Source organism: Duganella flavida, assembly GCF_009857445.1.
Taxonomy (GTDB): Bacteria; Pseudomonadota; Gammaproteobacteria; order Burkholderiales; family Burkholderiaceae_D; genus Rugamonas; species Rugamonas flavida.
This window is the reverse complement of the sequence record NZ_WWCN01000016.1, coordinates 22,263-44,593: the sequence shown is the minus strand read 5'-3', so window position 1 is coordinate 44,593 and position 22,331 is coordinate 22,263. Positions and strand designations below refer to the sequence as shown.

13 protein-coding genes are annotated in these 22,331 nt (G+C 62.8%); 5 read left to right on the top strand and 8 right to left on the bottom strand.

The window, feature by feature from the left end; translation table 11 throughout:
* Positions 1-7: 7 nt before the first annotated feature.
* Genes GTP46_RS22635 through GTP46_RS22620 form a run of 4 tightly spaced genes read left to right on the top strand, consistent with a single transcriptional unit; the run spans position 8 to position 4,008 of the window.
* Positions 8-1,090, top strand: a complete 1,083-nt coding sequence (locus tag GTP46_RS22635; RefSeq protein ID WP_161008890.1) for a GSCFA domain-containing protein — start codon at positions 8-10, stop codon at positions 1,088-1,090.
* Positions 1,091-1,145: 55 nt separating this feature from the next.
* A complete protein-coding gene (gene rfbF, locus GTP46_RS22630; RefSeq protein WP_161008889.1) occupies positions 1,146-1,916 on the top strand; it encodes a glucose-1-phosphate cytidylyltransferase in 771 nt (256 codons plus the stop codon).
* A complete protein-coding gene (gene rfbG / locus GTP46_RS22625) occupies positions 1,916-2,998 on the top strand; it encodes a CDP-glucose 4,6-dehydratase (RefSeq protein ID WP_202414405.1) in 1,083 nt (360 codons plus the stop codon). The genes rfbF and rfbG overlap by 1 nt, the downstream gene beginning before the upstream one ends.
* Positions 2,995-4,008 carry an NAD-dependent epimerase/dehydratase family protein gene (locus tag GTP46_RS22620; RefSeq protein ID WP_161008888.1) on the top strand — a complete coding sequence of 338 codons (1,014 nt, stop codon included), beginning with the start codon at positions 2,995-2,997 and terminating at the stop codon, positions 4,006-4,008. The genes rfbG and GTP46_RS22620 overlap by 4 nt, the downstream gene beginning before the upstream one ends.
* Positions 4,009-4,074: 66 nt before the next feature.
* On the opposite strand, the gene GTP46_RS22615 is transcribed toward GTP46_RS22620, so the two are convergent.
* Genes GTP46_RS22615 through rfbH form a run of 3 tightly spaced genes read right to left on the bottom strand, consistent with a single transcriptional unit; the run spans position 4,075 to position 8,421 of the window.
* Complete coding sequence (locus GTP46_RS22615) at positions 4,075-5,892, bottom strand: thiamine pyrophosphate-binding protein (protein WP_161008887.1); 1,818 nt, start codon at positions 5,890-5,892, stop codon at positions 4,075-4,077.
* Positions 5,893-5,896: 4 nt separating this feature from the next.
* Positions 5,897-7,084, bottom strand: coding sequence for a pyridoxal phosphate-dependent aminotransferase (locus GTP46_RS22610; RefSeq protein WP_202414400.1), 1,188 nt, complete (start codon positions 7,082-7,084; stop codon positions 5,897-5,899).
* A gap of 11 nt (positions 7,085-7,095) precedes the next feature.
* Positions 7,096-8,421 (bottom strand): lipopolysaccharide biosynthesis protein RfbH, encoded by a 1,326-nt coding sequence (gene rfbH, locus GTP46_RS22605; protein WP_161008886.1) that lies wholly within the window; start codon positions 8,419-8,421, stop codon positions 7,096-7,098.
* A gap of 192 nt (positions 8,422-8,613) precedes the next feature.
* On the opposite strand from rfbH, the gene GTP46_RS22600 reads away from it, so the two are divergent.
* Positions 8,614-9,525 (top strand): glycosyltransferase family 2 protein, encoded by a 912-nt coding sequence (locus GTP46_RS22600; RefSeq protein WP_161008885.1) that lies wholly within the window; start codon positions 8,614-8,616, stop codon positions 9,523-9,525.
* On the opposite strand, the gene GTP46_RS22595 is transcribed toward GTP46_RS22600, so the two are convergent.
* The 5 genes from GTP46_RS22595 to GTP46_RS22575 form a co-directional block, all read right to left on the bottom strand.
* The gene (locus GTP46_RS22595; RefSeq protein WP_161008884.1) at positions 9,526-10,311 is read right to left on the bottom strand and encodes a glycosyltransferase family 2 protein; all 786 of its coding nucleotides are present in this window, start codon (positions 10,309-10,311) and stop codon (positions 9,526-9,528) included.
* On the bottom strand, positions 10,311-11,675 hold the full coding sequence (locus tag GTP46_RS22590) for an HlyD family type I secretion periplasmic adaptor subunit (RefSeq protein ID WP_161008883.1): 1,365 nt from the start codon (positions 11,673-11,675) through the stop codon (positions 10,311-10,313). Before GTP46_RS22590 ends, GTP46_RS22595 begins: the two co-directional genes overlap by 1 nt.
* Positions 11,648-13,798: a peptidase domain-containing ABC transporter gene (locus tag GTP46_RS22585; protein ID WP_161008882.1), complete on the bottom strand. Its 2,151-nt coding sequence runs from the start codon at positions 13,796-13,798 to the stop codon at positions 11,648-11,650. Before GTP46_RS22585 ends, GTP46_RS22590 begins: the two co-directional genes overlap by 28 nt.
* Positions 13,799-13,987: 189 nt before the next feature.
* Complete coding sequence (locus GTP46_RS29545) at positions 13,988-21,271, bottom strand: SPM autocatalytic domain-containing protein (protein WP_202414399.1); 7,284 nt, start codon at positions 21,269-21,271, stop codon at positions 13,988-13,990.
* 672 nt (positions 21,272-21,943) lie between these two features.
* Entirely contained in the window at positions 21,944-22,327 is a 384-nt protein-coding gene (locus GTP46_RS22575) for a hypothetical protein (RefSeq protein WP_161008881.1), read from the bottom strand.
* Positions 22,328-22,331 lie beyond the last annotated feature (4 nt).

The following is a 22,331-nucleotide window of genomic DNA, read 5'->3' as shown; positions in this document are numbered from 1 at the left end:
ACCTGCCATGCATCCATATTCCGACCTGTCCGCTCCCCATTTCTGGCGCCGCAGCGTGCCGGGCCAGCCGTGGCGCGACCTGCGCCTGGTGGGCGCGCCCAAGTTCCAGATCGCTGCGAGCGACCGCATCAGCACTGCCGGCAGCTGCTTCGCCCAGCACATTTCGCGCTACCTGCGCGCGGCCGGCATTCCGACGCTGCAAGCGGAAGAACCACATCCGCTACAGTACGAGCTGGGCGCGGATACCTCCAGCTACGAGCTGTTCCCGGCACGCTACGGCAATATCTACACGGCGCGTCAATGCCTGGAGTTGCTGCGCCAGTGCGTCGGCCAGATACCCATCATCCACGACTACGTGGAAGAAAACGGCCGCTGGTACGACCTGCTGCGCCCGAACGCCGTGCCGGACGGCTTCGCCACGCTGGCCGAAGCGCAGTACGACCGCATCTACCACATGGTCTGCGTGCACCACATGTTCCGCACCTCGGACATCTTCGTACTGACGCTGGGCCTGACGGAGTGCTGGTATCACGCCGGCAACGGCCACACCTACCCGGTTTGCCCGGGCACTGCGCGTGGCCAGTACGACCCCGAGCTGCACAAGTTCCGCAACCTGACCCACGCCGAAGTAACGGCCGACCTGGACCAGCTGATCGCCGAGCTCAAGCAGCTCAATCCATCGCTCAAGCTGATCCTGACGGTGTCGCCGGTGCCGCTGGTGGCCACCTACACGGACCACCACGTGCTGGTGGCGTCGAGCTATTCCAAGTCGGTGCTGCGCGCTGCCGCCGGCGAGATCGAGTCGCGCCATGCACATGTCGCCTATTTCCCGTCCTACGAAATCATCAGTCACGTGGCCTCGTTCGGCCAGTACCTGCAGTCCGACCTGCGCGACGTGGCCGACCGTGGCGTGCATCACGTCATGACCAATTTCCTCGACACCTACCTCGAAGGAAATGCGGCCGCCAGCGACGCTCCGCCCGATGCCGCCGCCGCGCCGGCCAAGCGCAGCTTCGTATCCGCGCCGCTGGCCAACACTGCCGTCGAATGCGAGGAAATCTACAATGACGCGCCGGGGCTGGCACGCTAAACACGCTCTACGATAATATGGCGAACATCTACGCATCACACACCACGGGGAATCCATGAAAGCAGTCATATTGGCAGGTGGCCTGGGCACGCGGCTCAGCGAAGAGACCACGGTCAAACCTAAGCCGATGATCGAAGTCGGCGGCAAGCCCATCCTCTGGCACATCCTGAAAAGCTACTCCAGCCACGGCATCAACGATTTCGTGATTTGCTGCGGTTATCGCGGCTACGTCATCAAGGAGTTCTTCGCCAACTACTTCCTGCACACCTCGGACGTCACCTTCGACTTGCAACAGAACAGCATGGAAGTGCACGAGCGCCACGCCGAACCATGGCGTGTGACCCTGATCGACACCGGCGCCGACACCCTGACCGGCGGCCGCCTCAAGCGCGTGCGCGAGCACGTGGCCAAGGATGAAGCCTTCTGCTTCACCTACGGCGACGGCGTGTCCGACCTCGACATCGGCGCCTCGATCGCCTTCCACAAGGCGCACGGCAAGCTGGCCACGATGACGGCGGTGCAGCCGCCGGGCCGCTTCGGCGCGGTCGACATCGACGGCCAGAGCATCACCAGCTTCAAGGAAAAACCACAGGGCGACGGCGCCTGGGTCAACGGCGGCTACTTCGTGCTGTCGCCCAAGGTCATCGACTACATCGCCGACGACAGCACCACCTGGGAAAAAGAACCGATGGAACGGCTGGCCGCCGAAGGCCAGATCGATGCCTTCCGCCACCCAGGCTTCTGGCAACCGATGGACACCCTGCGCGACAAGATGCACCTGGAAGACCTGTGGCAAAGCGGCAAAGCGCCGTGGAAGGCGTGGTAATGGACGCAGCATTCTGGCAGGGCAAGCGGGTCTTCCTGACCGGCCACACCGGTTTCAAGGGCAGCTGGCTGAGCCTGTGGCTGCAGCAGCTGGGCGCAGTGGTAACCGGCTACGCGCTGGCGCCGCCAAGCCAGCCTAGTTTGTTTGCCACGGCCGCTGTGGCCGACGGCATGACCTCGATCGAGGGCGACATCCGCGACGCCGCCGCCTTGCAACAAGCCATGCAGGACGCCAAGCCGGAAATCGTGATCCACATGGCGGCGCAAGCGCTGGTGCGCTATTCCTACGCCAATCCGGTAGAGACCTACGCCACCAACGTCATGGGCCTGGTCAACTTCTTTGAAGCGGTGCGCAATACGCCTGGCATCAAGGCAGTGGTCAACGTCACCAGCGACAAGTGCTACGAGAACAAGGAATGGGCCTGGGGCTACCGCGAGAACGAAGCCTTCGGCGGCTACGACCCCTACAGCAACAGCAAGGCCTGCGCCGAGCTGGTGACGGCCGGCTACCGCTCGTCCTTTTTCAATCCTGAAAAATACGCCGAGCATGGCGTGGCGCTGGCCTCGGGCCGCGCTGGTAACGTGATAGGTGGCGGCGACTGGGCCGAGGACCGCCTGATACCCGACATGGTGCGCGCGATTGCCGCCGGCCAGCCGGTGCGCATCCGCAGCCCGCACGCGATCCGTCCGTGGCAGCACGTGCTGGAACCGCTGTCGGGCTACCTGACCTTGGCTCAGCACCTGTACCAGCATGGCGCGGCATTTGCCGAAGGCTTCAACTTCGGCCCGCACGATATCGATGCCCGTCCGGTCGAATGGATCATCGGCCGCCTGTGCGACAGCTGGGGCGACGGCGCTGCTTGGGAACTGGATGCAGCGCCGCAGCCACACGAAGCCCACTACCTCAAGCTCGACTGCTCCAAGGCGCGCGCGCGCCTGAACTGGCAGCCGCGCTGGCACTTGGGCCACACCATCGACCAGATCGTCGGCTGGCACCGCGCCCACGTGCAAGGCGCCGACATGCGCACCTTCACGCTGGCGCAGATTGCCGAGTACCAGCACAGCCAGCCGGCGGTAGCATGAGCACGCCCGCGCAGCCGGCCGGCAGCATTGCGGCGGCTGCGGTGCCGCGCCCACCGTTCAGCGGCAGCATTGCCCTACTGGGCGCCAGCAGCGCCATCGCGCGTGACCTGGTGCTGTCGCTGGCCGCCACCGGCACAGCCCGGCTGCAGCTGTATGTGCGCGACCTGGCTGCCAGCGAACGCTGGCTCAGCCAGCATGGCCTGCAGGGCCGCTGCGCGCTGTACCGCTACGAGCAATACGGCAGCCAACCGCACGATGCGGTGATCAACTTCGTCGGCGCCGGCGCGCCGCAGCGCGTGGCCGAAATGGGCGCCGCCATCTTCGAGGTCACGCGCCAGCACGATGACATGGTACTGGCAGGCTTGCGCCACCATCCGGAGCGGCGCTACATTTTCCTGTCCAGCGGCGCGGTCTACGGCCACAGCTTCCAGCAGCCGGCCGGCCCGGCCACGCTGGCCACCTTCCCGGTCAATGCGCTGGGCGCAGCGGATTTCTACGCCATCGCCAAGCTGGTGGCCGAGTGCGGCCACCGCGCCCTGCCACAGCTCGACATTACCGACCTGCGCGTGTTCAACTACTTCGGCCGCAACCAGGATGTGTCGGGGCGCTTCTTCATTTGCGATATCTTGCGCGCCGTGCGCGACGGCGCCACGCTGCGCACCACGGCCGATGCCATGCGCCGCGATTACCTGCATCCGCAGGATTTTTACCAGATGATCGAATGCGTACTGGCGGCACCACCCGGCAATCGGGTGCTGGACTGCTACACGCAAGCGCCGGTGGACAAGCTGGAATTACTGCAGGCGATGCAGGCGCGCTTTGGCCTGTCGTATGAGGTGGCGGGTGTGCCGGCCGGCGCGCAGGCGGCAGTCAATGCCACTGGCGCCAAGCCGCACTACTACTCGCTGCGGCGCGATGCCGCAGCGCTGGGCTACGCGCCCGCCTGGAGCTCGCTGACGGGCGTGCTGGCCGAGGCGGAAGCGCTGCTGAACCGCGTCGTTCCCGCGTAGGCGGGAACCCATACACAGCGGACTCTTTGACGGTCTATGGATTCCCGCCTACGCGGGAATGACGGGTCAGACTTCTCCGATCAGCAGATTACCCAGGTATTCCTCGCGCTCCAGGAACGGGAACATATCTTCCAGCGGACGCGAGGACATGCTGCCATCGGCATTCACGCGCGACGACACAGTCGGAATAATCAGCTGTTCCGGCGGCGTCACTACATCCACCACGTAGGGACCGTCATGCGCCAGTGCGCGCGCAATCACCGCTTCCAGCTGGCTCAGGTCGGACACACGTTCGCACGGAATGTCATACGCAGCGCAAATCTTCAGCGTATCCGGGATCGGCACGCCCGACTCCGGGCTCTCGCCGATGAAGCGGCGCTCGAAGTAATTCTTTTGCGAGGCGCGGATCGACAGATAGCCGTTGTTGTTCAGCACGAACAGCTTGATCGGGAAGTTGTAGTGCGCCACCATCGCCAGTTCCTGCAAGTTCTGCTGGAACGAACCATCGCCGGTGACGGCCAGCACGCGGCCGTCGTTGGTGGCCGCCGACACGCCCATCGCGGCCGGCAGCGAATAGCCCATGGTCGCCATCGCGCTGGATGGCAGGTAACGCTGGTTGTCCTTGGTCAGTTGCACCGCCTGCGAGGTGGCGTAGAAAGCCGAACCGGCATCCGACACAAACACATCGCCCTCGGCCGACAGCTTGGACAGCGTATCGATGAAGGAATAGATGTTGATCGCGCCCGGCGTATCACGGTACTCCGGCAGCAGCACCGGATAGCGGCGCTTCCACTCGACGCAGCGCGCCAGCCAGGCCTCCGGCGAACCCTTGAAGGAGGCGGCCTCCAACGCCGCGATCAGACGCTGCAGGAAGTCCTTGGCGTCCGAGTGCAGCAGGCGGTCAATGGCGATGGTTTTCTTTTTGTGCGAGGTCAGGTCGATATCGACCACCACCTTGCGCGCCGAGCGGCCGAACTGGCCGTAGTCGTAGCCGATCACGGACACGTGCAGGCTGCTGCCCACCGCCAGCACCAGGTCGGAATTCTGCATGGCGAAATTGGCCGGGCGGTCGCCCTTGACGCCGGTCTTGCCGATGTAGATGTCGAGGTCGTGGCGCAGGTTGTCGATGCCGAGGTAAGGCGTGACCACCGGGATATTCCATTGCGTAGCCAGCTTTTGCAGCAGGTCGCGCGCGCCAGCCAGGCGCACGCCGCGGCCGGCGATGATGACCGGACGCTCGGCGCTTTGCAGCCATTGGGCGATCTCGGCAATCTCCGCATCGGTGGAAGTCGGCAGCACCGTGTCGGCCGGTTCCGGCGTGAAGCCGACCAGCGTTTCAGGGTCGATGCGGGCCGCCTGCACATCCATCGGCACGTCAATCCACACCGGACCGGGACGGCCGGACTTGGCGATGAAAGTCGCCTTTTCCAGCTCGTAGCGAATCTGCGCCGGATCGTTGATCTGCACCGAGTATTTCGAAATCGACGACACCAGCGGCAGCACGTTCAGTTCCTGCACGCCGAACTGGCGCAGGCCCGGCACGCCAGCGTTGTGCGACGCTTCAACGCGCTTGGACTGGCCGGAGATGAACATGCAAGCCACCGTATCCTGCCAGGCGCCGGCCAGGCCGGTGATGGCGTTGGTGGCGCCAGGGCCGGTAGTGAAATAGCCGACCCCCATGTTTTCATTGGTGCGGGCGTAAGCTTCCAGCGCCATCGAAGCGCTTTGCTCGTGGTGCACGCAGACACCGCGCAGCTTGGGATTGCAAGCCACAGCATCGGTCAAGTGCATGATGCCGGCGCCGGTCAGCATGAACACGTCCTTGACGTTCAGCTGATCGGAAACAAAGGAGGCGATAAAATCGGCGACACGTATCATGGGCATGGGATCAGGTTCCTGCAGTAATGGTCAGCTTGGCGCAAGCAGCGGCGATGCGGCGCAGCGCCTCGCTGATGTTCTCGCGCGAGGAGGCGTAGCAAATGCGCACAAAGCCTTCGCCCTGGTCGCCGAAGTTAGAGCCGGGCAGCAGCGCCACGCCAGCTTCGTCGAGCATGTATTCGGCAAAGGCTTCGGAGGTCATGCCGAAGGCGCGGATGTCGGGGAAAGCGTAGAACGCGCCGCCCGGCATATGGCACTGCAAGCCAGGAATGGCGCGCAGGCCTTCCACCAGCAAGTCGCGGCGGGCGCGGTACTCATCCATCATCACGCGCACTTGCGACTGGTCGCCGGTGATGGCTTCCAGGCCGGCGCGCTGCAGGAACGGCGATACGCAAGACGAGGTGGTTTGCAGCAGCATCATCATGCGTTCCGCCACCACGTCCGGCGCGACCAGCACGCCGAGACGCCAGCCGGTCATAGCAAACGCCTTGCTGAAGCCGTTCGACAGGATGACGCGTTCACGGCACTGGTCCAGGCTGGCGATCGAGAAGAAGTCCGAATCGCCGTACACCATGCGGGCGTAGATTTCGTCGGAATAAATGTACAAGTCGTGCTTGACGGCCAGCTCGTAGATTTCTTCCAGCGCCCAGCGCTCGGTGATGGCGCCGGTCGGGTTCTGCGGCGAATTCAGGATCAGCAAACGCGTACGCGGCGTGATCAGCGGTTCAATATCAGCGGCGCGGATGCGGAACTGGTTTTTGTCGTGCAGCGGATACGGCACTGCCGTGGCGCCGCACATCTTGATCGACGACAGATAGGTCGGGAAGCCCGGATCCGGCACCAGCACTTCCTGGCCGGCGTTGGCCAGGCAGAAGATGGCGTAGAAGATACCGATGTTCGCGCCCGGCACCACCAGCACCTGGTTTTCGTCCGGCAGGAAGCCGCGCGAATGCTGGGTCACCTTGCGGATCTCCTGGCGGAATTCCGGGATGCCCCAGCTGCTGGTGTAGTGGTGCTCGCCGGCGTCCAGCGCACGCTTGGCGGCGGCCACGATGTTGTCCGGGGTGGAGAAATCCGGGTCGCCGATTTCCAGGTGAATGATGCTGCGGCCCTCGGCTTCCAGCCGACGGGCGCGGTCCAGCACCTTGAACATCGGCTGGCCTTCAATCTTCAGCGCATTGGCCGAAATCTCTCTCATGGCTTACCTCGTCAGAAATCGAGTGCGAAGAAGGTGCGGATTTTCTGGATGGTGTGGTCCAGCATTTCCTTGGTCAGACCTGGGTAGAGGCCGATCCAGAAGGTGTCATGCATAACGCGGTCAGTGTTGGTCAATTCGCCCGAGACACGGTAGTTGCGGCCGATCATGTAAGGCTGCTTGGTCAGGTTACCGGCGAACAGCAGGCGGGTGCCGATCTTGTGCTCGTCCAGATAAGTCAGCAGGTCGACCCGGCTGACATTCGCTTCCGGATTGACGGTCAGCGGGAAACCGAACCACGACGGATCGGAGTTCTCGGTCGCTTCCGGCAGCACCAGGAATTCGGCACAGTCCTGCAAGCCTGCGGTCAGGTAGGCGAAGTTGTCCTTGCGCGCCTGGATGAAGTCGGCAGCACGGTCGATCTGCGCCAGACCACACGCGGCTTGCATGTCAGTGATCTTGAGGTTGTAGCCCAGGTGGCTGTAGACGTACTTGTGGTCATAGCCTTCCGGCAGCTGGCCCAGCTTCCAGCAGAAGCGCTTGCCGCAGGTGTTGTCCTTGCCCGGCGCGCAATAGCAGTCGCGGCCCCAGTCGCGGAACGACTCGGCGATCATCTTCAGCTCGGGATTGTTGGTGAACACCGCGCCGCCTTCACCCATGGTGATGTGGTGGGCCGGGTAGAAACTCATGGTGCCGATGTCGCCGAAGGTGCCGACCATCTTGCCGTTGTAAGTCGAGCCGAGCGCGTCGCAGCAGTCTTCGATCAGCCACAGATTGTGCTTTTTGCACAGCGCGACGATCACGTCGAGGTTGTACGGATTGCCCAGTGTGTGGGCCAGCATGATGGCCTTGGTCTTCGGACCGATGGCCGCTTCGATCTGGCTGGCGTCGATGTTGTAGGTGCCCAGTTCCACGTCGACAAACACCGGCACGGCGCCGAACTGCAGGATCGGGTTGACGGTGGTCGGGAAGCCCGCTGCCACGCCGATCACTTCATCGCCCGGCAGGATGGCGCGCGCGCCCAGGCGCGGCGAGGTCAGGGTCGAGAACGCCACTAGGTTGGCCGACGAGCCCGAGTTGACGGTAATCAGGTATTGCACGCCGATGAACTTGGCCAGCTTGGCTTCGAACTGGTCGTTGAAGCGGCCGGTGGTCAGCCAGGCGTCGAGCGACGCTTCGACCATCAACTCCATTTCCGGCGCGCCCACCACTTTGCCGGCCGGCGGCACCAGGGACACGCCCGGTTCGAAGGCGCGCGGCGCACTGGCCAACGCACCATAGCGCGCCACCAGGGCGCGAATTTGTTCACGGAGTTCCTGCTGGGTGTACTGCTCGCTCATGCTCAAACCTAACTTGATCGGTGATGGTGATGGGATATTTTAAACCAGAAGCAAGTGGCTCCGCTGGCCTATTTATCTGCGGAAAAGGGCTGAAATAGCCCCGCAATAAAAGTTCTTCCCGGGCAGCGCCTCAAGGTATGATAGGCCCCGCCGCTCTTTGTTGTCAGCGTGCCTAACCTTGAGAATCGACCCATGACCACGCTGCCGTTGGCCAGCATCTTGCTGCCTACCCACAACCGTCCCGACTACGCCGAACTGGCGCTACGCAGCGCGCTGGCGCAAACCTATCCCAACCTCGAAATCGTCGTCAGCGACAACAGCGACGACGAGCGCACCCGCGAGCGCTTTGCGCCGTATGTGGCGGCAGATCCACGCATCCGCTACCACCGCATTGCCAGTTGCCCGGCGATGGAGAATTTCCAGAACTGCTACGAACTGGCGCGCGGCGACTACGTCAATTTCCTGATGGACGACGACCTGTTCCATCCGCAAAAGATCAGCATCATGATGCAAGCCATGCTGCTGCATCCGGAAGTGGGCATCGTCAGTTCGGCACGCCAGCTGATTACCGGAGACGGCCACCCAATGCCGGCGCCGGCCCACCTGCGGCCATTGGCTGAAGTGGACACCCTGATCGGCGGCCGCTCGCTGGGCACGCACCTGACGCAAAACGGCAACGTGCTGGGCGAGCCGACCACTGCGCTGTTCCGCAAAGCGGCGGCCGGTCCGGTGTTTGGCATGTACCAGGGCCGCAAATACATCGTGGTGTCGGACGTGGCCAGCTGGCTGACCATCCTCAGCACCAGCGATTGCATCTACCTCAAGGACGCGCTCAGCTTCTTCCGCATCCATCCCGAGCAGGACCAGCGCAACCAGCGCACGCAATTGCGCGGCCACCTGGAAGGCTTGTCGATGGCGTGCGACGTGTGGGATCACGGCATGTTCCTGCCGCGCGACCAGGCCTACCGCGAGCGCATCAGCACCCAGCTGGCGCAAACCGTGGCGCTGCTGCTGCCAACCTACGAACTGACGCGCGACCCGATGTTCGACCATGAAAAAATCGCCGACACCGTAGCGCGCGCCACACGCATCCTGCTGAGTTAATTAGAAGTTGGCGATGTCCAGCACCACGCCGGCGCTGGACATCAGTGCCTGGCGGGCCTGGCGGGTGGCCATGTTGGGGGCAGGATGCTTGCGGTACAGTTGCAGCATCACCTCGACGATTTTGTCGTCGCGTGAATTCCCGCGGCGCATATTTTCTGGCGCCGTGGCGGCACTTTTGTGGATGACTACGCCGTCGGTGGCGTAGTGCACCAGTGAGCGGCCGCTCATGGCCGCCAGCAGGAAATCCCAGTCTTCGTAGATGATGAGATCGGTCTCGTTGCGCACGCCGCGCAGCACGTCGCTGCGATAGGCGATGCAGCTGTTCGGGATGCGGTTGCGGATGTAGACGCTATCGAACGTCACATCGGCTATCGAGACTTTCTGGCCGCCCGGCAGCAGCGTCGGCGGGTACACGGTGCGGTCTTCGTTCTGCACCTGAAAATCGCAGAACAGCAGCGCCGGCTTGTCCTTCTCCAGCCGCGCCTTCAGCTTGGCGATGTGGTCCGGACGGTAGGTATCGTCATCATCCAGGAACAGGATGTATTCCGAATCCGCAATCGCCAGCCCGAGGTTGCGGCTGGCAGCGGGGCCCGGCACGCCGGTCGAACGCAGCACGTAATCAAAGCGTTTGTCGAGCTGGGTCAGTTCCTGGTACGGCGGCAGATAGCCCGGCGTATCGGACACAATCACCACCTTGAAATCCTGGCAGGTCTGTGCGATCAGCGATTCCAGCGTGCGCTTCAGCAGCAGCGGACGGTCGTGGGTCGGAATGACGATGGTGAACATTACGGCTCCCGGATCGATTCGTTCATGGCGCGGGTCAGCGGGAACAGCAGGTAGGACATCACCGTGCGGTGGCCCACCACCACTTCGGCCGACACCGTCATACCCGGCATCAGCGGCGCGCCTTTGGTGTTGCGCAGCTTGCCGCTGTAGGGAATGCGGCTCAGGTAGTACTGGTCGAGACCGCCACCACCCTTTTCAGCGGTATCACGCCGGAAGGAATCCTGGCTGATGAAGCGTACTTTACCTTCCAGCATGCCATGCTCCTGGAAGTTGAAGGCGTCCACTTTCAAATGCACCGCCGCGCCCGGCTTGATGAAGCCGACGTCCATCGAATCAATCTGCACCTCGGCTTCCAGGTCCGTGCCCAGCGGTACGATGGTGAACAAGGCCTCGGCCTCGCGCACGATGGAGCCGACCGACAGCTTGCCGATTTCCAGCACCACGCCATCGGCCGGCGCCACCATCTGCACCGCCTTATGGCGCTTATCTGCCTTGGTGAGCTGCTCGGTGATGCCATCGCGTTCGCGGCTGGCAGCCAGCAAGTCTTCCATCGATTTCTGGCGCCAGCTCTTCTCGAACGCGGCGCGCTCGGATTCGGCAGACGCCAGCTCGCGTCCCATCTCAATCGATTTATTGCGCTGCAAATCCATGTCGCGCTCAACTTCCAGACGGCGGTCGCGCGCTTCCAGCAAGTGCATCTTGGCGCCGAACTGCTCGGCCATCAGCTGCTCTTGCATGGCTTCCACTTCGCGCAGCGATTTTACGCGCTGGGCCAGGATGGTCTGGTCGTGCTTGTTGGTTTCCAGACCGGCTCTCAGGCGCGCGATGTTTTGATCCATCTTGGTCTTCTGCGCTTCGTAGTTGGCCTTGCGCTCGCTCGACAGCTGGGCCTGCAGTACGGCGTCGTCGCTGCTGCCACTGCCCGTCACCGCGCCCGGCTTCCCGGACAGCTCGGCGCGCAGGCCGGCCGCTTGCGTATCGAGCGAGTCGAGGCGCACGCGCAGCTGGGTTTCATCGGCAGCTGTGAAGGTCGGGTCCAGGGTGGCCAGCACCTGGCCTTTTTTCACAATCTGGCCGACACGCACGTCTATGCTGGTAATGATGGAGGTATCCAGCGGCTGCACCACAATATTCGGCAGCGGATTGACCAGCTTGCCGTGCGCAGTAACGATCTTCTCCACCGGCGACAAGCAGGCCCAGACGATGAAACATACGAACGCCAGCAGCATCGTGTGCAGCGTCAGGCGCACGAACTTCGGCAGCGGACCGCGCTCGATGGCGTCGGCGTCCGGCAGAAACTCGATTTCGGTCTCGTCCTTCTTGCCGCGCTTGAAGTTTAAAGGTGACTTGTTTGCTGGTTCCATAAGTGCTGGTAGGTATCGCTACGGGTGAGCAGTTCTTCGTGACGGCCGGAGTCAACCAGCGAGCCTTGCTGCATGACCATGATTTTGTCGGAATTTACCAGAGTCGACAGGCGGTGTGAAATCATCACCACCGTACGGCCTACGGCAATCTTGGACAGGTTGTTGATGAAGATGGCTTCTGATTCAGGATCCAGCGCCGACGCGGCTTCATCCAGAATCAGGATGCGTGGGCGCGACACCAGGGTACGCGCAATCGACAGCCGCTGCTTCTGGCCGCCGGACAGGTTGGTGGCGTTTTCTTCCAGCACCGTGTCATAGCCTTGCGGCAGGCGTTCGATGAATTCGTCGGCGCCGGCAGCTTGCGCTGCGGCCACCAGTTCTTCAAACGTCGCATCGGGTTTGGTGACGGACAAGTTCTCGCGCACCGTGCCGCGGAACAGGAAATTCTCTTGCAGCACCACGCCGATCTGGCGGCGCAGGTGCGACAGCTCGATCTCGCGCGCATCGATGCCATCGAAACGCACCAGGCCTTCCTGCAGCGGATACAGGCCCTGTATCAGCTTGGTCAGGGTGGTCTTGCCGGAACCGGAACGGCCAACGATGCCCACCACCGTGCCCTCTTCAATTGTGAACGAAGCCTTGTTCAAGGCCATGTTCTGCGAACCCGGATAGCGGAACACCACATTGTCGAACTTGATCTCGCCTTGCAGGATAGGACGCAGGCCGTTGGCGCCCGGACGGCCTTCCGGCGCGCGGTTCATCACCTCGCCCAGCATCTTCACCGACAGCGCGGTCTCCTGGTATTCGTTGACCAGGCCGACGATGGAAATCAGCGGCTGCGTCACGCGGCCCGACAGCATCTGGAAGCCGATCAGCGCACCGACCGATAGCGAGCCTTCGAACACTTGCGAGGCGCCGACGATAATGATCATCACCGGCAGCAGCTTGCCGAGGAAGTCGGTGACCGAGTTACCGGCAATCGAAATCTGGCCCACGCGGAAGTGCATCGTAATCGCTTCCGCCGAACGCTGATCCCACACGCGGCGCTGCGATGGCTCGATCGCCAGCGCCTTCACCGTGCGCATGCCGTGGATGGTTTCCACCAGCATGCCCTGGCGCTGGCCTTCCGCTGCGTACAGCTGATTCAGGCGGCGCTGGAAGGTTGGCACCATGGCCAGCACAATGCCGCCGATCATGGCGGCAAACAGCAGCACGATCAGGGTCAGCTTGAACGAGTAGCTGAACAGGACCGGGATGAACACCACCAGCGCGATCAGGTCGAGGCCGGTCATGAACAAGCGGCCAGTCAGGAAGCTGCGGATTTTTTCCAGCTGCTGCATGTGGCGCGTGACCACACCGGCGCTGGTGGTTTCAAAGAAGTCGATCGGCAAGGACAGCAGGTGGCTGAACACGCGGCGCGTCAAGCGCATGTCGATCTTGTTGGAGGCCGCCAAGGTCAGCGTCTGGCGCAGGAAGCCGAAGGTAGAGTCGAACACCAGCGCCATCACGATGCCCACGCCCAGCACCTGCAGCGTGGTCACGCTCTGGTGGGTCAGCACTTTGTCGATCACCAGCTGGAAGAAGATCGGCGAGGCCAGTGCCAGCAGCTGCATGGCAATTGCTGCGATGAAGATGTCGCGGAAGGCGACTTTCTGTTTCAGGATTTCTGGAATAAACCAGCGCAGGCCGAACGGCTGGTTAGGATCGGTAAACTTGTGCTGGCGTTTGATGAAGATGATGTCGCCGAACCAGTGCTTCTCGAAGTCGCTGCGCGCTACCAGCACCACTTGCGCATTGGCCGCAGCCGGATTCAGCACGGCAGCTTGATCCTCGGCGCCATTCTCGCCTTCCTTCACGCCCACCACGATGATCGAGTTGCCATTGTCCAGCTTGGCCATCAGCGGGAACACGCCGCCTTGCGCCATCAGGCGCGACCAGTTGAGCTTGTCGGCTTTGGCTTTCAGGCCGATTTCCGAGGCGATACGCAGCAGTGCGCCAGTGGTCGGTTCCTCCGCGCGCAACGCGTTCTCATCGATCAGGCGTTCCGGATTGATTTGCAGACCATGATGCTGCGCGATGGCAGTCAGACACTGGATCGCGGTATGGGGGAATTTATCTTGCATAGGCCCGAAAAGGTAAAAGCTTGCAGTAGCGCACTATTGTGTCAGCCTTGGGATTCTAACCCAGCACACCACTTCCCGGCGCCTTTTCTGTTGTAGAAACACAAGCGCTTTTACCGTGCTATTTGCCGGCTCAAAAAAAAACGGCAAGGCCCAAGGGCCTTGCCGTTCTTGCCTTAGTTCAGGCGGTGCTTACTTGGCTGCCAGGATGCCACTGCTATGGTTGCCGGTCAGCAGGGCTTTCAGACGCTGGGTCTCTTCGGTCGCAGCCGAGTTCGACGCCGCCGTCAGCTTGGTGCTGTCGAAGCTGCCGATGGCGCCGGCCAGGGCGGCTACCGATGCGCTGGTGGCGCTTGGCAGATCCAGCTTGGTCGCGTTCTCGGTCGCTTTGGCCGCCGCGCTATTGAAGCTCGACAGGGCATTCGACAGGTTGCTGACCGAGCTGCTCACGCTGCTGGTGCTACCCAGGGCGAACCAGACGTCGGCCGCAGCGTGGCTGGCGCCGTCAGCGGTCTCGAAGGTCGAGGTGATACCGACCCAGTTACCGTTGTTCTGCGACACGTTCTGCTTGGCGTCCAGGTTCAGCTTGGTGATGCCCAGCTCTTTCAGCGATTTCAGCTCGTCGGCCTGGCTGATGCCGTCCGCGTTGGCGTCAACCCAGACCCGCAGGTTGGCAAACTGGCTGTCCTTAGCGTCCACCACACCGTCGCCGTTGGTATCGAGCTCGGCCAGGGCGGAGTAGCCGTTGCTCGCTTTCGAACCGTTGGCCAGCGTGGTGCCCGAACCGAACAGCTCGCTACCGTCGTTGATCACGCCGTCGCCGTTGCGATCCAGGGCCAGCAGGCCGTCACCGCCGCCTACCCAGCCGGTGTTCACCTTGGTGCCGGTCGCGTTGACGTCGAAGTTGACGCCGGCAGCCAGGTTCAGGGTGGTGATGCCGTCACCGTTCAGGTCCAGCACCAGTGGGGTACCCAGTGGCGATGGCAGTGCAGCGATCTGGTCGGTGGTCAGGCCAGGCGACTGTGCCGAGGTGATCGAGCAGATCTGCTGGCTGGTCAGCGAGTGGATCTGGTTGGTGGTCAGCGAACCCAGTTGCTGCGAGCTCAGCGCGGCAATCGCGGCGGTTTTCAGACCGACCAGGTCGGCGGTTTCAATCGCCACCAGCTGGTTGGTCGACATTGCCTTGATCTGGTTGGTCGTCAGGGCAGCGGCCTGGTTGCTCGACAGCGACACGATCTGGTCAGTGGTCAGGGCACTGACCTGGCTGGTGGTCAGGGCGCCGACGATGGCCGTTTTCAGCACGCCGATGTCGTTGGTGCTCAGGGCAGCGATCGACTGGGTCGACAGTGCCGCCACTTGTGCGGTGCTCAGCACGCTGACCGAGCTGGTGCTCAATGCCACCACCTGGTCGGTGCTCAGTGCGCTCGACAGGGCAGCCGTCGTCAGTGCAGCGACCTGGCCGGTGGTCAGCGAGGCAACCTGATCCGTGGTCAGCGCGCTCACCTGGCCGGTTTTCAGGGTGGCGATCACGCTGGTTTTCAGGGCGCCGAGATCAGCGGTTTCAATCGCGGCAATCGCCGTGGTGCTCAGGGCGTTCACCTGGGCGGTGGACAGCGAACCGACCTGGCTCGACGACAGCGCCACGACCTGGTCGGTAGTCAGGCCGGTCGCCAGTGCCGAGGTGCTCAGCGCCAGGATCTGCGCGGTGCTCAACGCACCGATCTGGGCGGTGGTGATGGCGGCCAGCTGCTGGGTGCTCAGGCTCGCAATTGCGCTGGTTTTCAACGCGCCGATGTCGGCGGTTTCAATCGCGGCAATCGCACCACTGCTCATCGCAGCCACTTGCTGGCTCGACAGCGCGGCAACTTGCTGGCTGCTCAGAGCAACCACCTGGTCGGTGGTCAGCGCCTTGGCCTGACTGGTGGTCAGGGCCGCGATGGCTGCCGATTTCAGGCCACCGATGTCGGCTGTTTCAATCGCGGCGATATCGTTGGTGCTGAAGGCCGCCACTTGCGCGGTGCTCAGGGCGCCGAACTGGTTCGACGCCAGTGCCACCACCTGGTCGGTGGTCAGGGCGGCGATGCTGCCGGTGGTCAACGCAGCAACCTGGCCGGTGCTCAGGGCGCCCAGTTGGTCGGTGGTCAGTGCCGCCAGTTGGCCAGTTTTCAGCGCGGCGATGATGTTGGTTTTCAGACCAACGATATCAGCAGTCTCGATGGCTGCCACGTCGGTGGTCGACAGCGCCGTGAACTGGGCGGTGCTGAAGGCGCCGAACTGGTTCGACGACAGCGCCACGACCTGGTCGGTGGTCAGGCCGCTGGCCAGGTCGGCAGTGCTCAGCGCGGCGATCTGGCCGGTGCTCAGGGCAGCGATCTGGCTGGTGGTGATGGCGGCCAGCTGCTGGGTGCTCAGGGCGGCAATCGCGTTGGTTTTCAACGCGCCGATGTCAGCGGTTTCAATCGCGGCAATCGCACCGCTGCTCATCGCAGCCACTTGCTGGCTCGACAGCGCGGCAACCTGCTGGCTGCTCAGGGCAACCACCTGGTCGGTGGTCAGCGCCTTGGCTTGGGCGGTGGTCAGGGCCGCGATGGCCGCCGATTTCAGGCCGCCGATGTCGGCCGTTTCAATCGCGGCGATATCGTTGGTGCTGAAGGCCGCCACTTGCGCGGTGCTCAGGGCAGCGAACTGGTTCGACGACAGTGCCACCACCTGGTCGGTGGTCAGGGCGGCGATGCTGCCGGTGGTCAGCGCAGCGACCTGGCCGGTGGTCAGCGCACCCAGCTGGTCGGTGGTCAGTGCCGCCAGTTGGCCGGTTTTCAGCGCGGCGATGATGCTGGTTTTCAGGCCAACGATATCAGCGGTCTCGATGGCCGCCACGTCGGTGGTCGACAGCGCGCCGAACTGGGCGGTGCTGAAGGCGCCGAACTGGTTCGACGACAGCGCCACGACCTGATCGGTGGTCAGGCCGCTGGCCAGGTCGGCAGTGCTCAGCGCAGCGATCTGGCCGGTGCTCAGGGCAGCGATCTGGCTGGTGGTGATGGCGGCCAGCTGCTGGGTGCTCAGGGCGGCAATCGCATTGGTTTTCAACGCGCCGATGTCGGCGGTTTCAATCGCGGCAATCGCACCGCTGCTCATCACCGCTACTTGCTGGCTCGACAGTGCGGCAACTTGCTGGCTGCTCAGGGCAACCACCTGGTCGGTGGTCAGCGCCTTGGCTTGGGCGGTGGTCAGAGCGGCAATCGCTGCCGATTTCAGGCCGCCGATGTCGGCCGTTTCAATCGCGGCGATATCGTTGGTGCTGAAGGCCGTCACTTGCGCGGTGCTCAGGGCGCCGAATTGATTCGACGACAGTGCCACCACCTGGTCGGTGGTCAGGGCAGCGATGCTGCCGGTGGTCAGCGCAGCGACCTGGCCGGTGGTCAGCGCGCCCAGCTGGTCGGTGGTCAGCGCCGCCAGTTGGCCGGTTTTCAGCGCGGCGATGATGCTGGTTTTCAGGCCAACGATATCAGCGGTCTCGATGGCTGCCACGTCGGTGGTCGACAGTGCGCCGAACTGGGCGGTGCTGAAGGCGCCGAACTGGTTGGACGACAGCGCGACAACCTGGTCGGTGGTCAGGCCGCTGGCCAGGTCGGCAGTGCTCAGCGCAGCGATCTGGCCGGTGCTCAGGGCAGCGATCTGGCTGGTGGTGATGGCGGCCAGCTGCTGGGTGCTCAGGGCGGCAATCGCATTGGTTTTCAACGCGCCGATGTCGGCGGTTTCAATCGCGGCAATTGCACCGCTGCTCATCGCAGCCACTTGCTGGCTCGACAGCGCGCCTACTTGCTGGCTGCTCAGGGCAACCACCTGGTCGGTGGTCAGCGCCTTGGCCTGGGCGGTGGTCAGGGCCGCGATCGAAGCGGTTTTCAGGCCGCCGATGTCAGCCGTTTCAATCGCGGCGATATCGTTGGTGCTGAAGGCCGCCACTTGCGAGCTGCTCATGGCGCCGAACTGGTTCGACGACAATGCCACCACCTGGTCAGTGGTCAGAGCAGCGATGCTGCCGGTGGTCAGCGCAGCGATCTGGTTGGTACTCAGGGCGCTCAGCTGGTCGGTGGTCAGTGCCGCCAGTTGGCCGGTTTTCAGCGCGGCGATGATGTTGGTTTTCAGGCCAACGATATCTGCGGTCTCAATGGCTGCCACGTCGGTGGTCGACAGCGCGCTGAACTGGGCGGTGCTGAAGGCGCCGAACTGGTTGGACGACAGCGCGACAACCTGGTCGGTGGTCAGGCCGCTGGCCAGGTCAGCAGTGCTCAGGGCGGCGACTTGGGCGGTGCCCAGGGCGACGATCTGGTCGGTGGTGATGGCGGCCAGCTGCTGGGTGCTCAGAGCGGCGATCACATTGGTTTTCAAGGCGCCGATGTCGGCGGTTTCAATCGCGGCAATCGCACCGCTGCTCATCGCAGCTACTTGCTGGCTCGACAGCGCGCCTACTTGCTGGCTGCTCAGGGCAACCACCTGGTCGGTGGTCAGCGCCTTGGCCTGGGCGGTGGTCAGAGCGGCAATGGCTGCCGATTTCAGGCCGCCGATGTCGGCCGTTTCAATCGCAGCGATATCGTTGGTGCTGAAGGCTGCCACTTGCGCGGTGCTCATGGCGCCGAACTGGTTCGACGACAGTGCCACCACCTGGTCGGTGGTCAGGGCGGCGATGCTGCCGGTGGTCAGCGCAGCAACCTGGCTGGTGCTCAGGGCGCCCAGCTGGTCGGTGGTCAGGGCTGCCAGTTGGCCGGTTTTCAGTGCGGCGATGATGTTGGTTTTCAGGCCAACGATATCAGCGGTCTCGATGGCTGCCACGTCGGTGGTCGACAGCGCGCTGAATTGGGCGGTGCTGAAGGCGCCGAACTGGTTCGACGACAGCGCCACGACCTGGTCGGTGGTCAGGCCGCTGGCCAGGTCGGCGGTGCTCAGCGCAGCGATCTGGCCGGTGCTCAGGGCAGCGATCTGGCTGGTGGTGATGGCGGCCAGCTGCTGGGTGCTCAGGGCGGCAATTGCATTGGTTTTCAACGCGCCGATGTCAGCGGTTTCAATCGCGGCAATCGCACCGCTGCTCATCGCAGCCACTTGCTGGCTCGACAGCGCGGCAACTTGCTGGCTGCTCAGGGCAACCACCTGGTCGGTGGTCAGCGCCTTGGCCTGGGCGGTGGTCAGGGCGGCGATGGCCGCCGCTTTCAGGCCACCGATGTCGGCCGTTTCAATCGCGGCGATATCGTTGGTGCTGAAGGCTGCCACTTGCGCGGTGCTCAGGGCAGCGAACTGGTTCGACGACAGTGCCACCACTTGGTCGGTGGTCAGCGCAGCGATGCTGCCGGTGGTCAGCGCAGCAACCTGGTTGGTGCTCAGGGCGCCCAGCTGGTCGGTGGTCAGCGCCGCCAGTTGGCCGGTTTTCAGCGCGGCGATGATGTTGGTTTTCAGGCCAACGATATCAGCGGTCTCGATGGCTGCCACGTCGGTGGTCGACAGCGCCGTGAACTGGGCGGTGCTGAAAGCGCCGAATTGGTTGGACGACAGCGCCACTACCTGGTCGGTGGTCAGGCCGCTGGCCAGGTCGGCGGTGCTCAGCGCAGCGATCTGGCCGGTGCTCAGGGCAGCGATCTGGCTGGTGGTAATGGCGGCCAGCTGCTGGGTGCTCAGGGCGGCAATCGCATTGGTTTTCAACGCGCCGATGTCGGCGGTTTCAATCGCGGCAATCGCACCGCTGCTCATCGCAGCTACTTGCTGGCTCGACAGCGCGCCTACTTGCTGGCTGCTCAGGGCAACCACCTGGTCGGTGGTCAGCGCCTTGGCTTGGGCGGTGGTCAGGGCGGCGATAGCCGCCGCTTTCAGGCCGCCGATATCGGCCGTTTCAATCGCAGCGATATCGTTGGTGCTGAAGGCTGCCACTTGCGCGGTGCTCATGGCGCCGAACTGGTTCGACGACAGTGCCACCACCTGGTCGGTGGTCAGGGCGGCGATGCTGCCGGTGGTCAGCGCAGCAACCTGGTTGGTGCTCAGGGCGCCCAGTTGGTCGGTGGTCAGCGCCGCCAGTTGGCCGGTTTTCAGCGCGGCGATGATGTTGGTTTTCAGACCAGCGATATCAGCGGTCTCGATGGCTGCCACGTCGGTGGTCGACAGCGCGCTGAACTGAGCGGTGCTGAAGGCGGCGAACTGGTTCGACGACAGCGCCACTACCTGATCGGTAGTCAGGCCGCTGGCCAGGTCGGCAGTGCTCAACGCAGCGATCTGGCCGGTGCTCAGGGCAGCGATCTGGCTGGTGGTGATGGCGGCCAGCTGCTGGGTGCTCAGGGCGGCAATCGCGCTGGTTTTCAACGCGCCGATGTCGGCGGTTTCAATCGCAGCAATCGCACCGCTGCTCATCGCAGCTACTTGCTGGCTCGACAGTGCGGCAACTTGCTGGCTGCTCAGGGCAACCACTTGGTCGGTGGTCAGCGCCTTGGCTTGGGCGGTGGTCAGGGCGGCGATAGCCGCCGCTTTCAGGCCGCCGATGTCGGCCGTTTCAATCGCAGCGATATCGTTGGTGCTGAAGGCTGCCACTTGCGCGGTGCTCAGGGCAGCGAACTGGTTCGACGACAGTGCCACCACTTGGTCGGTGGTCAGGGCGGCGATGCTGCCGGTGGTCAGCGCAGCAACTTGGTTGGTGGTCAGGGCGCCCAGCTGGTCGGTGGTCAGGGCTGCCAGCTGGCCGGTTTTCAGCGCGGCGATGACGTTGGTTTTCAACGCGGCCAGGTCGCCAGTTTCAATTGCTGCGACGTTGGTCGTCGACAGTGCGGCAAATTGGGCGGTGCTCAGGGTCGCCAGCTGGTTGGACGACAGCGCTACTACCTGGTCGGTGGTCAGGCCGCTGGCCAAGGCAGCGGTACTCAGGGCCGCAACCTGACCGGTGGTCAGCACGCTCACTTGGTCGGTGGTCAATGCCGCTACTTGCGAGGTGTTCAAGGCGGCGACAGCGTTGGTTTTCAGGGCCACGAAGTCGGCAGTTTCCAGCGCCACGATGTCATTGGTGCTCAAGCTGCTCACCTGGGCGCTGCCCAGTGCTGCGGCTTGTTGCGAGGTCAGGGCAACGATCTGGTTGGTGGTCAACGCGGCCAGCTGCGCGGTGCTCATACCCGCCACAGTCGCGCTGCGCAGCGCGGCAAAGTCGGCCGTCTCAAGCGCGACCAGCGAGGTCGTCGACAGTGCATTGATCTGCGCCGAGCTGAAAGTGCCGACCTGAGCCGTCGTCAGCGCGACGACCTGATCCGTGGTCAAGCCATTGACCAGCTGTTTGGTGGCCAACGCGGAAATCTGGTTGGTGGTCAGAGCACCGATCTGATCGGTTGTGAAGGCCCGCGTCTGAGCGGAATTGAGCGCAACAAGATCAGCGGTCGCGAGGGCAGCAATGCTTGCGGTTGGCAACGCTGCGATCTGATCGCTGCTAAAGGTAGTGATAAGGCTCATTTCCATTCTCCTTGGGGCACTGCACAGTTCTATACGGACAGATAATGAAGCCGCCGGGTAGTTCCCTGCGGCTCAAGCTTGAATTCGGTACGACGGTATTTGTTGCAGAAACATGCGCATCAGAACTCCACGCGCTTTAGTCCTTAACGTCAATCTTTTAAGCAACTTTAGGACGGTCCGGGCATGTTTTTTCCTCCGGTTAACATTTCTATCGCTAGATGAAGGTGCATAGTTTCAGTTAATCAACCGTAAAAATGGTGAGGAGGAGACCGGCCCGAACGAGTAAAGCGACAATTTTCTTAACTGCATTAAGTTTTTTTTGTTTACGTAAAGCAATGCGAAGTGATCTTGCGCTAAGGCCGCACTACTTTTTAGGGCCAAACCGCCAGAGAATTTCCAATTGGAAACTTTTCATCCCAGAACTCCCGCGCTGTCATGCGTAGTGACCTCTATCAGTTGCAACGGAGGGCGAGCACTGATCTTGGATTATAGCTGAGCCTATTTCCCTAGGTTAACTTTTTCCACGCGCTGTCGCTCCGCCGCAACCGCAAAGAATAGAATATTTACTAATTAAAAAAGTTGGGATTCATCTAAGAGCGGTGACACAAATGTATCCACACGGACATTTTGAAGAAGATGTGTGACAAGCTTATGACCAAACAGCGGGGTTAACCCGTGTCAGTTTGCCTTTTTGGTAAGAAACAGCGTGGCGCCGGTGGCCGCCAGCAGGGCCAGCGCGACCATATTCAGCACCAGCACGCCGCTGTGGAATTGCAGCACCAGCCCGATGCTGACGCCGGCTTTGATGCTAAATTGCCAATCACCGGAGGCCGGAAAGTAGCTGGCCGCTTGCAAGGCATAGTACAAACCGCCGCCCCACAAACCCAGCCGCAAGCGCTTGAGCGATAGCACGGATGCAAGGAAGCCCAGCAGCGCGGCGCCAAACACCAGGTACAAGCCGCTGCCGGACAAGGGCTCGCCCAGCAGGCCCAGGCACACGCCCAGCGCCAGCGCGCTATTTAACAGCAGTACCCGGGCCAGCCATTTTTCAAATTCCTGCATGCGT

Bases quoted from the DNA above. Each gene is read 5' to 3' on its own strand.
- GTP46_RS22600 (WP_161008885.1), top strand. From the start codon at position 8,614: ATGACCACGCTGCCGTTGGCCAGCATCTTGCTGCCTACCCACAACCGT.
- GTP46_RS22610 (WP_202414400.1), bottom strand. From the start codon at position 7,084: ATGAGAGAGATTTCGGCCAATGCGCTGAAGATTGAAGGCCAGCCGATG.
- rfbF (WP_161008889.1), top strand. From the start codon at position 1,146: ATGAAAGCAGTCATATTGGCAGGTGGCCTGGGCACGCGGCTCAGCGAA.
- GTP46_RS22585 (WP_161008882.1), bottom strand. From the start codon at position 13,798: ATGCAAGATAAATTCCCCCATACCGCGATCCAGTGTCTGACTGCCATC.
- rfbG (WP_202414405.1), top strand. From the start codon at position 1,916: ATGGACGCAGCATTCTGGCAGGGCAAGCGGGTCTTCCTGACCGGCCAC.
- GTP46_RS22615 (WP_161008887.1), bottom strand. From the start codon at position 5,892: ATGCCCATGATACGTGTCGCCGATTTTATCGCCTCCTTTGTTTCCGAT.
- GTP46_RS22620 (WP_161008888.1), top strand. From the start codon at position 2,995: ATGAGCACGCCCGCGCAGCCGGCCGGCAGCATTGCGGCGGCTGCGGTG.
- GTP46_RS22575 (WP_161008881.1), bottom strand. From the start codon at position 22,327: ATGCAGGAATTTGAAAAATGGCTGGCCCGGGTACTGCTGTTAAATAGC.
- GTP46_RS22595 (WP_161008884.1), bottom strand. From the start codon at position 10,311: ATGTTCACCATCGTCATTCCGACCCACGACCGTCCGCTGCTGCTGAAG.
- rfbH (WP_161008886.1), bottom strand. From the start codon at position 8,421: ATGAGCGAGCAGTACACCCAGCAGGAACTCCGTGAACAAATTCGCGCC.
- GTP46_RS22590 (WP_161008883.1), bottom strand. From the start codon at position 11,675: ATGGAACCAGCAAACAAGTCACCTTTAAACTTCAAGCGCGGCAAGAAG.
- GTP46_RS22635 (WP_161008890.1), top strand. From the start codon at position 8: ATGCATCCATATTCCGACCTGTCCGCTCCCCATTTCTGGCGCCGCAGC.
- GTP46_RS29545 (WP_202414399.1), bottom strand. From the start codon at position 21,271: ATGGAAATGAGCCTTATCACTACCTTTAGCAGCGATCAGATCGCAGCG.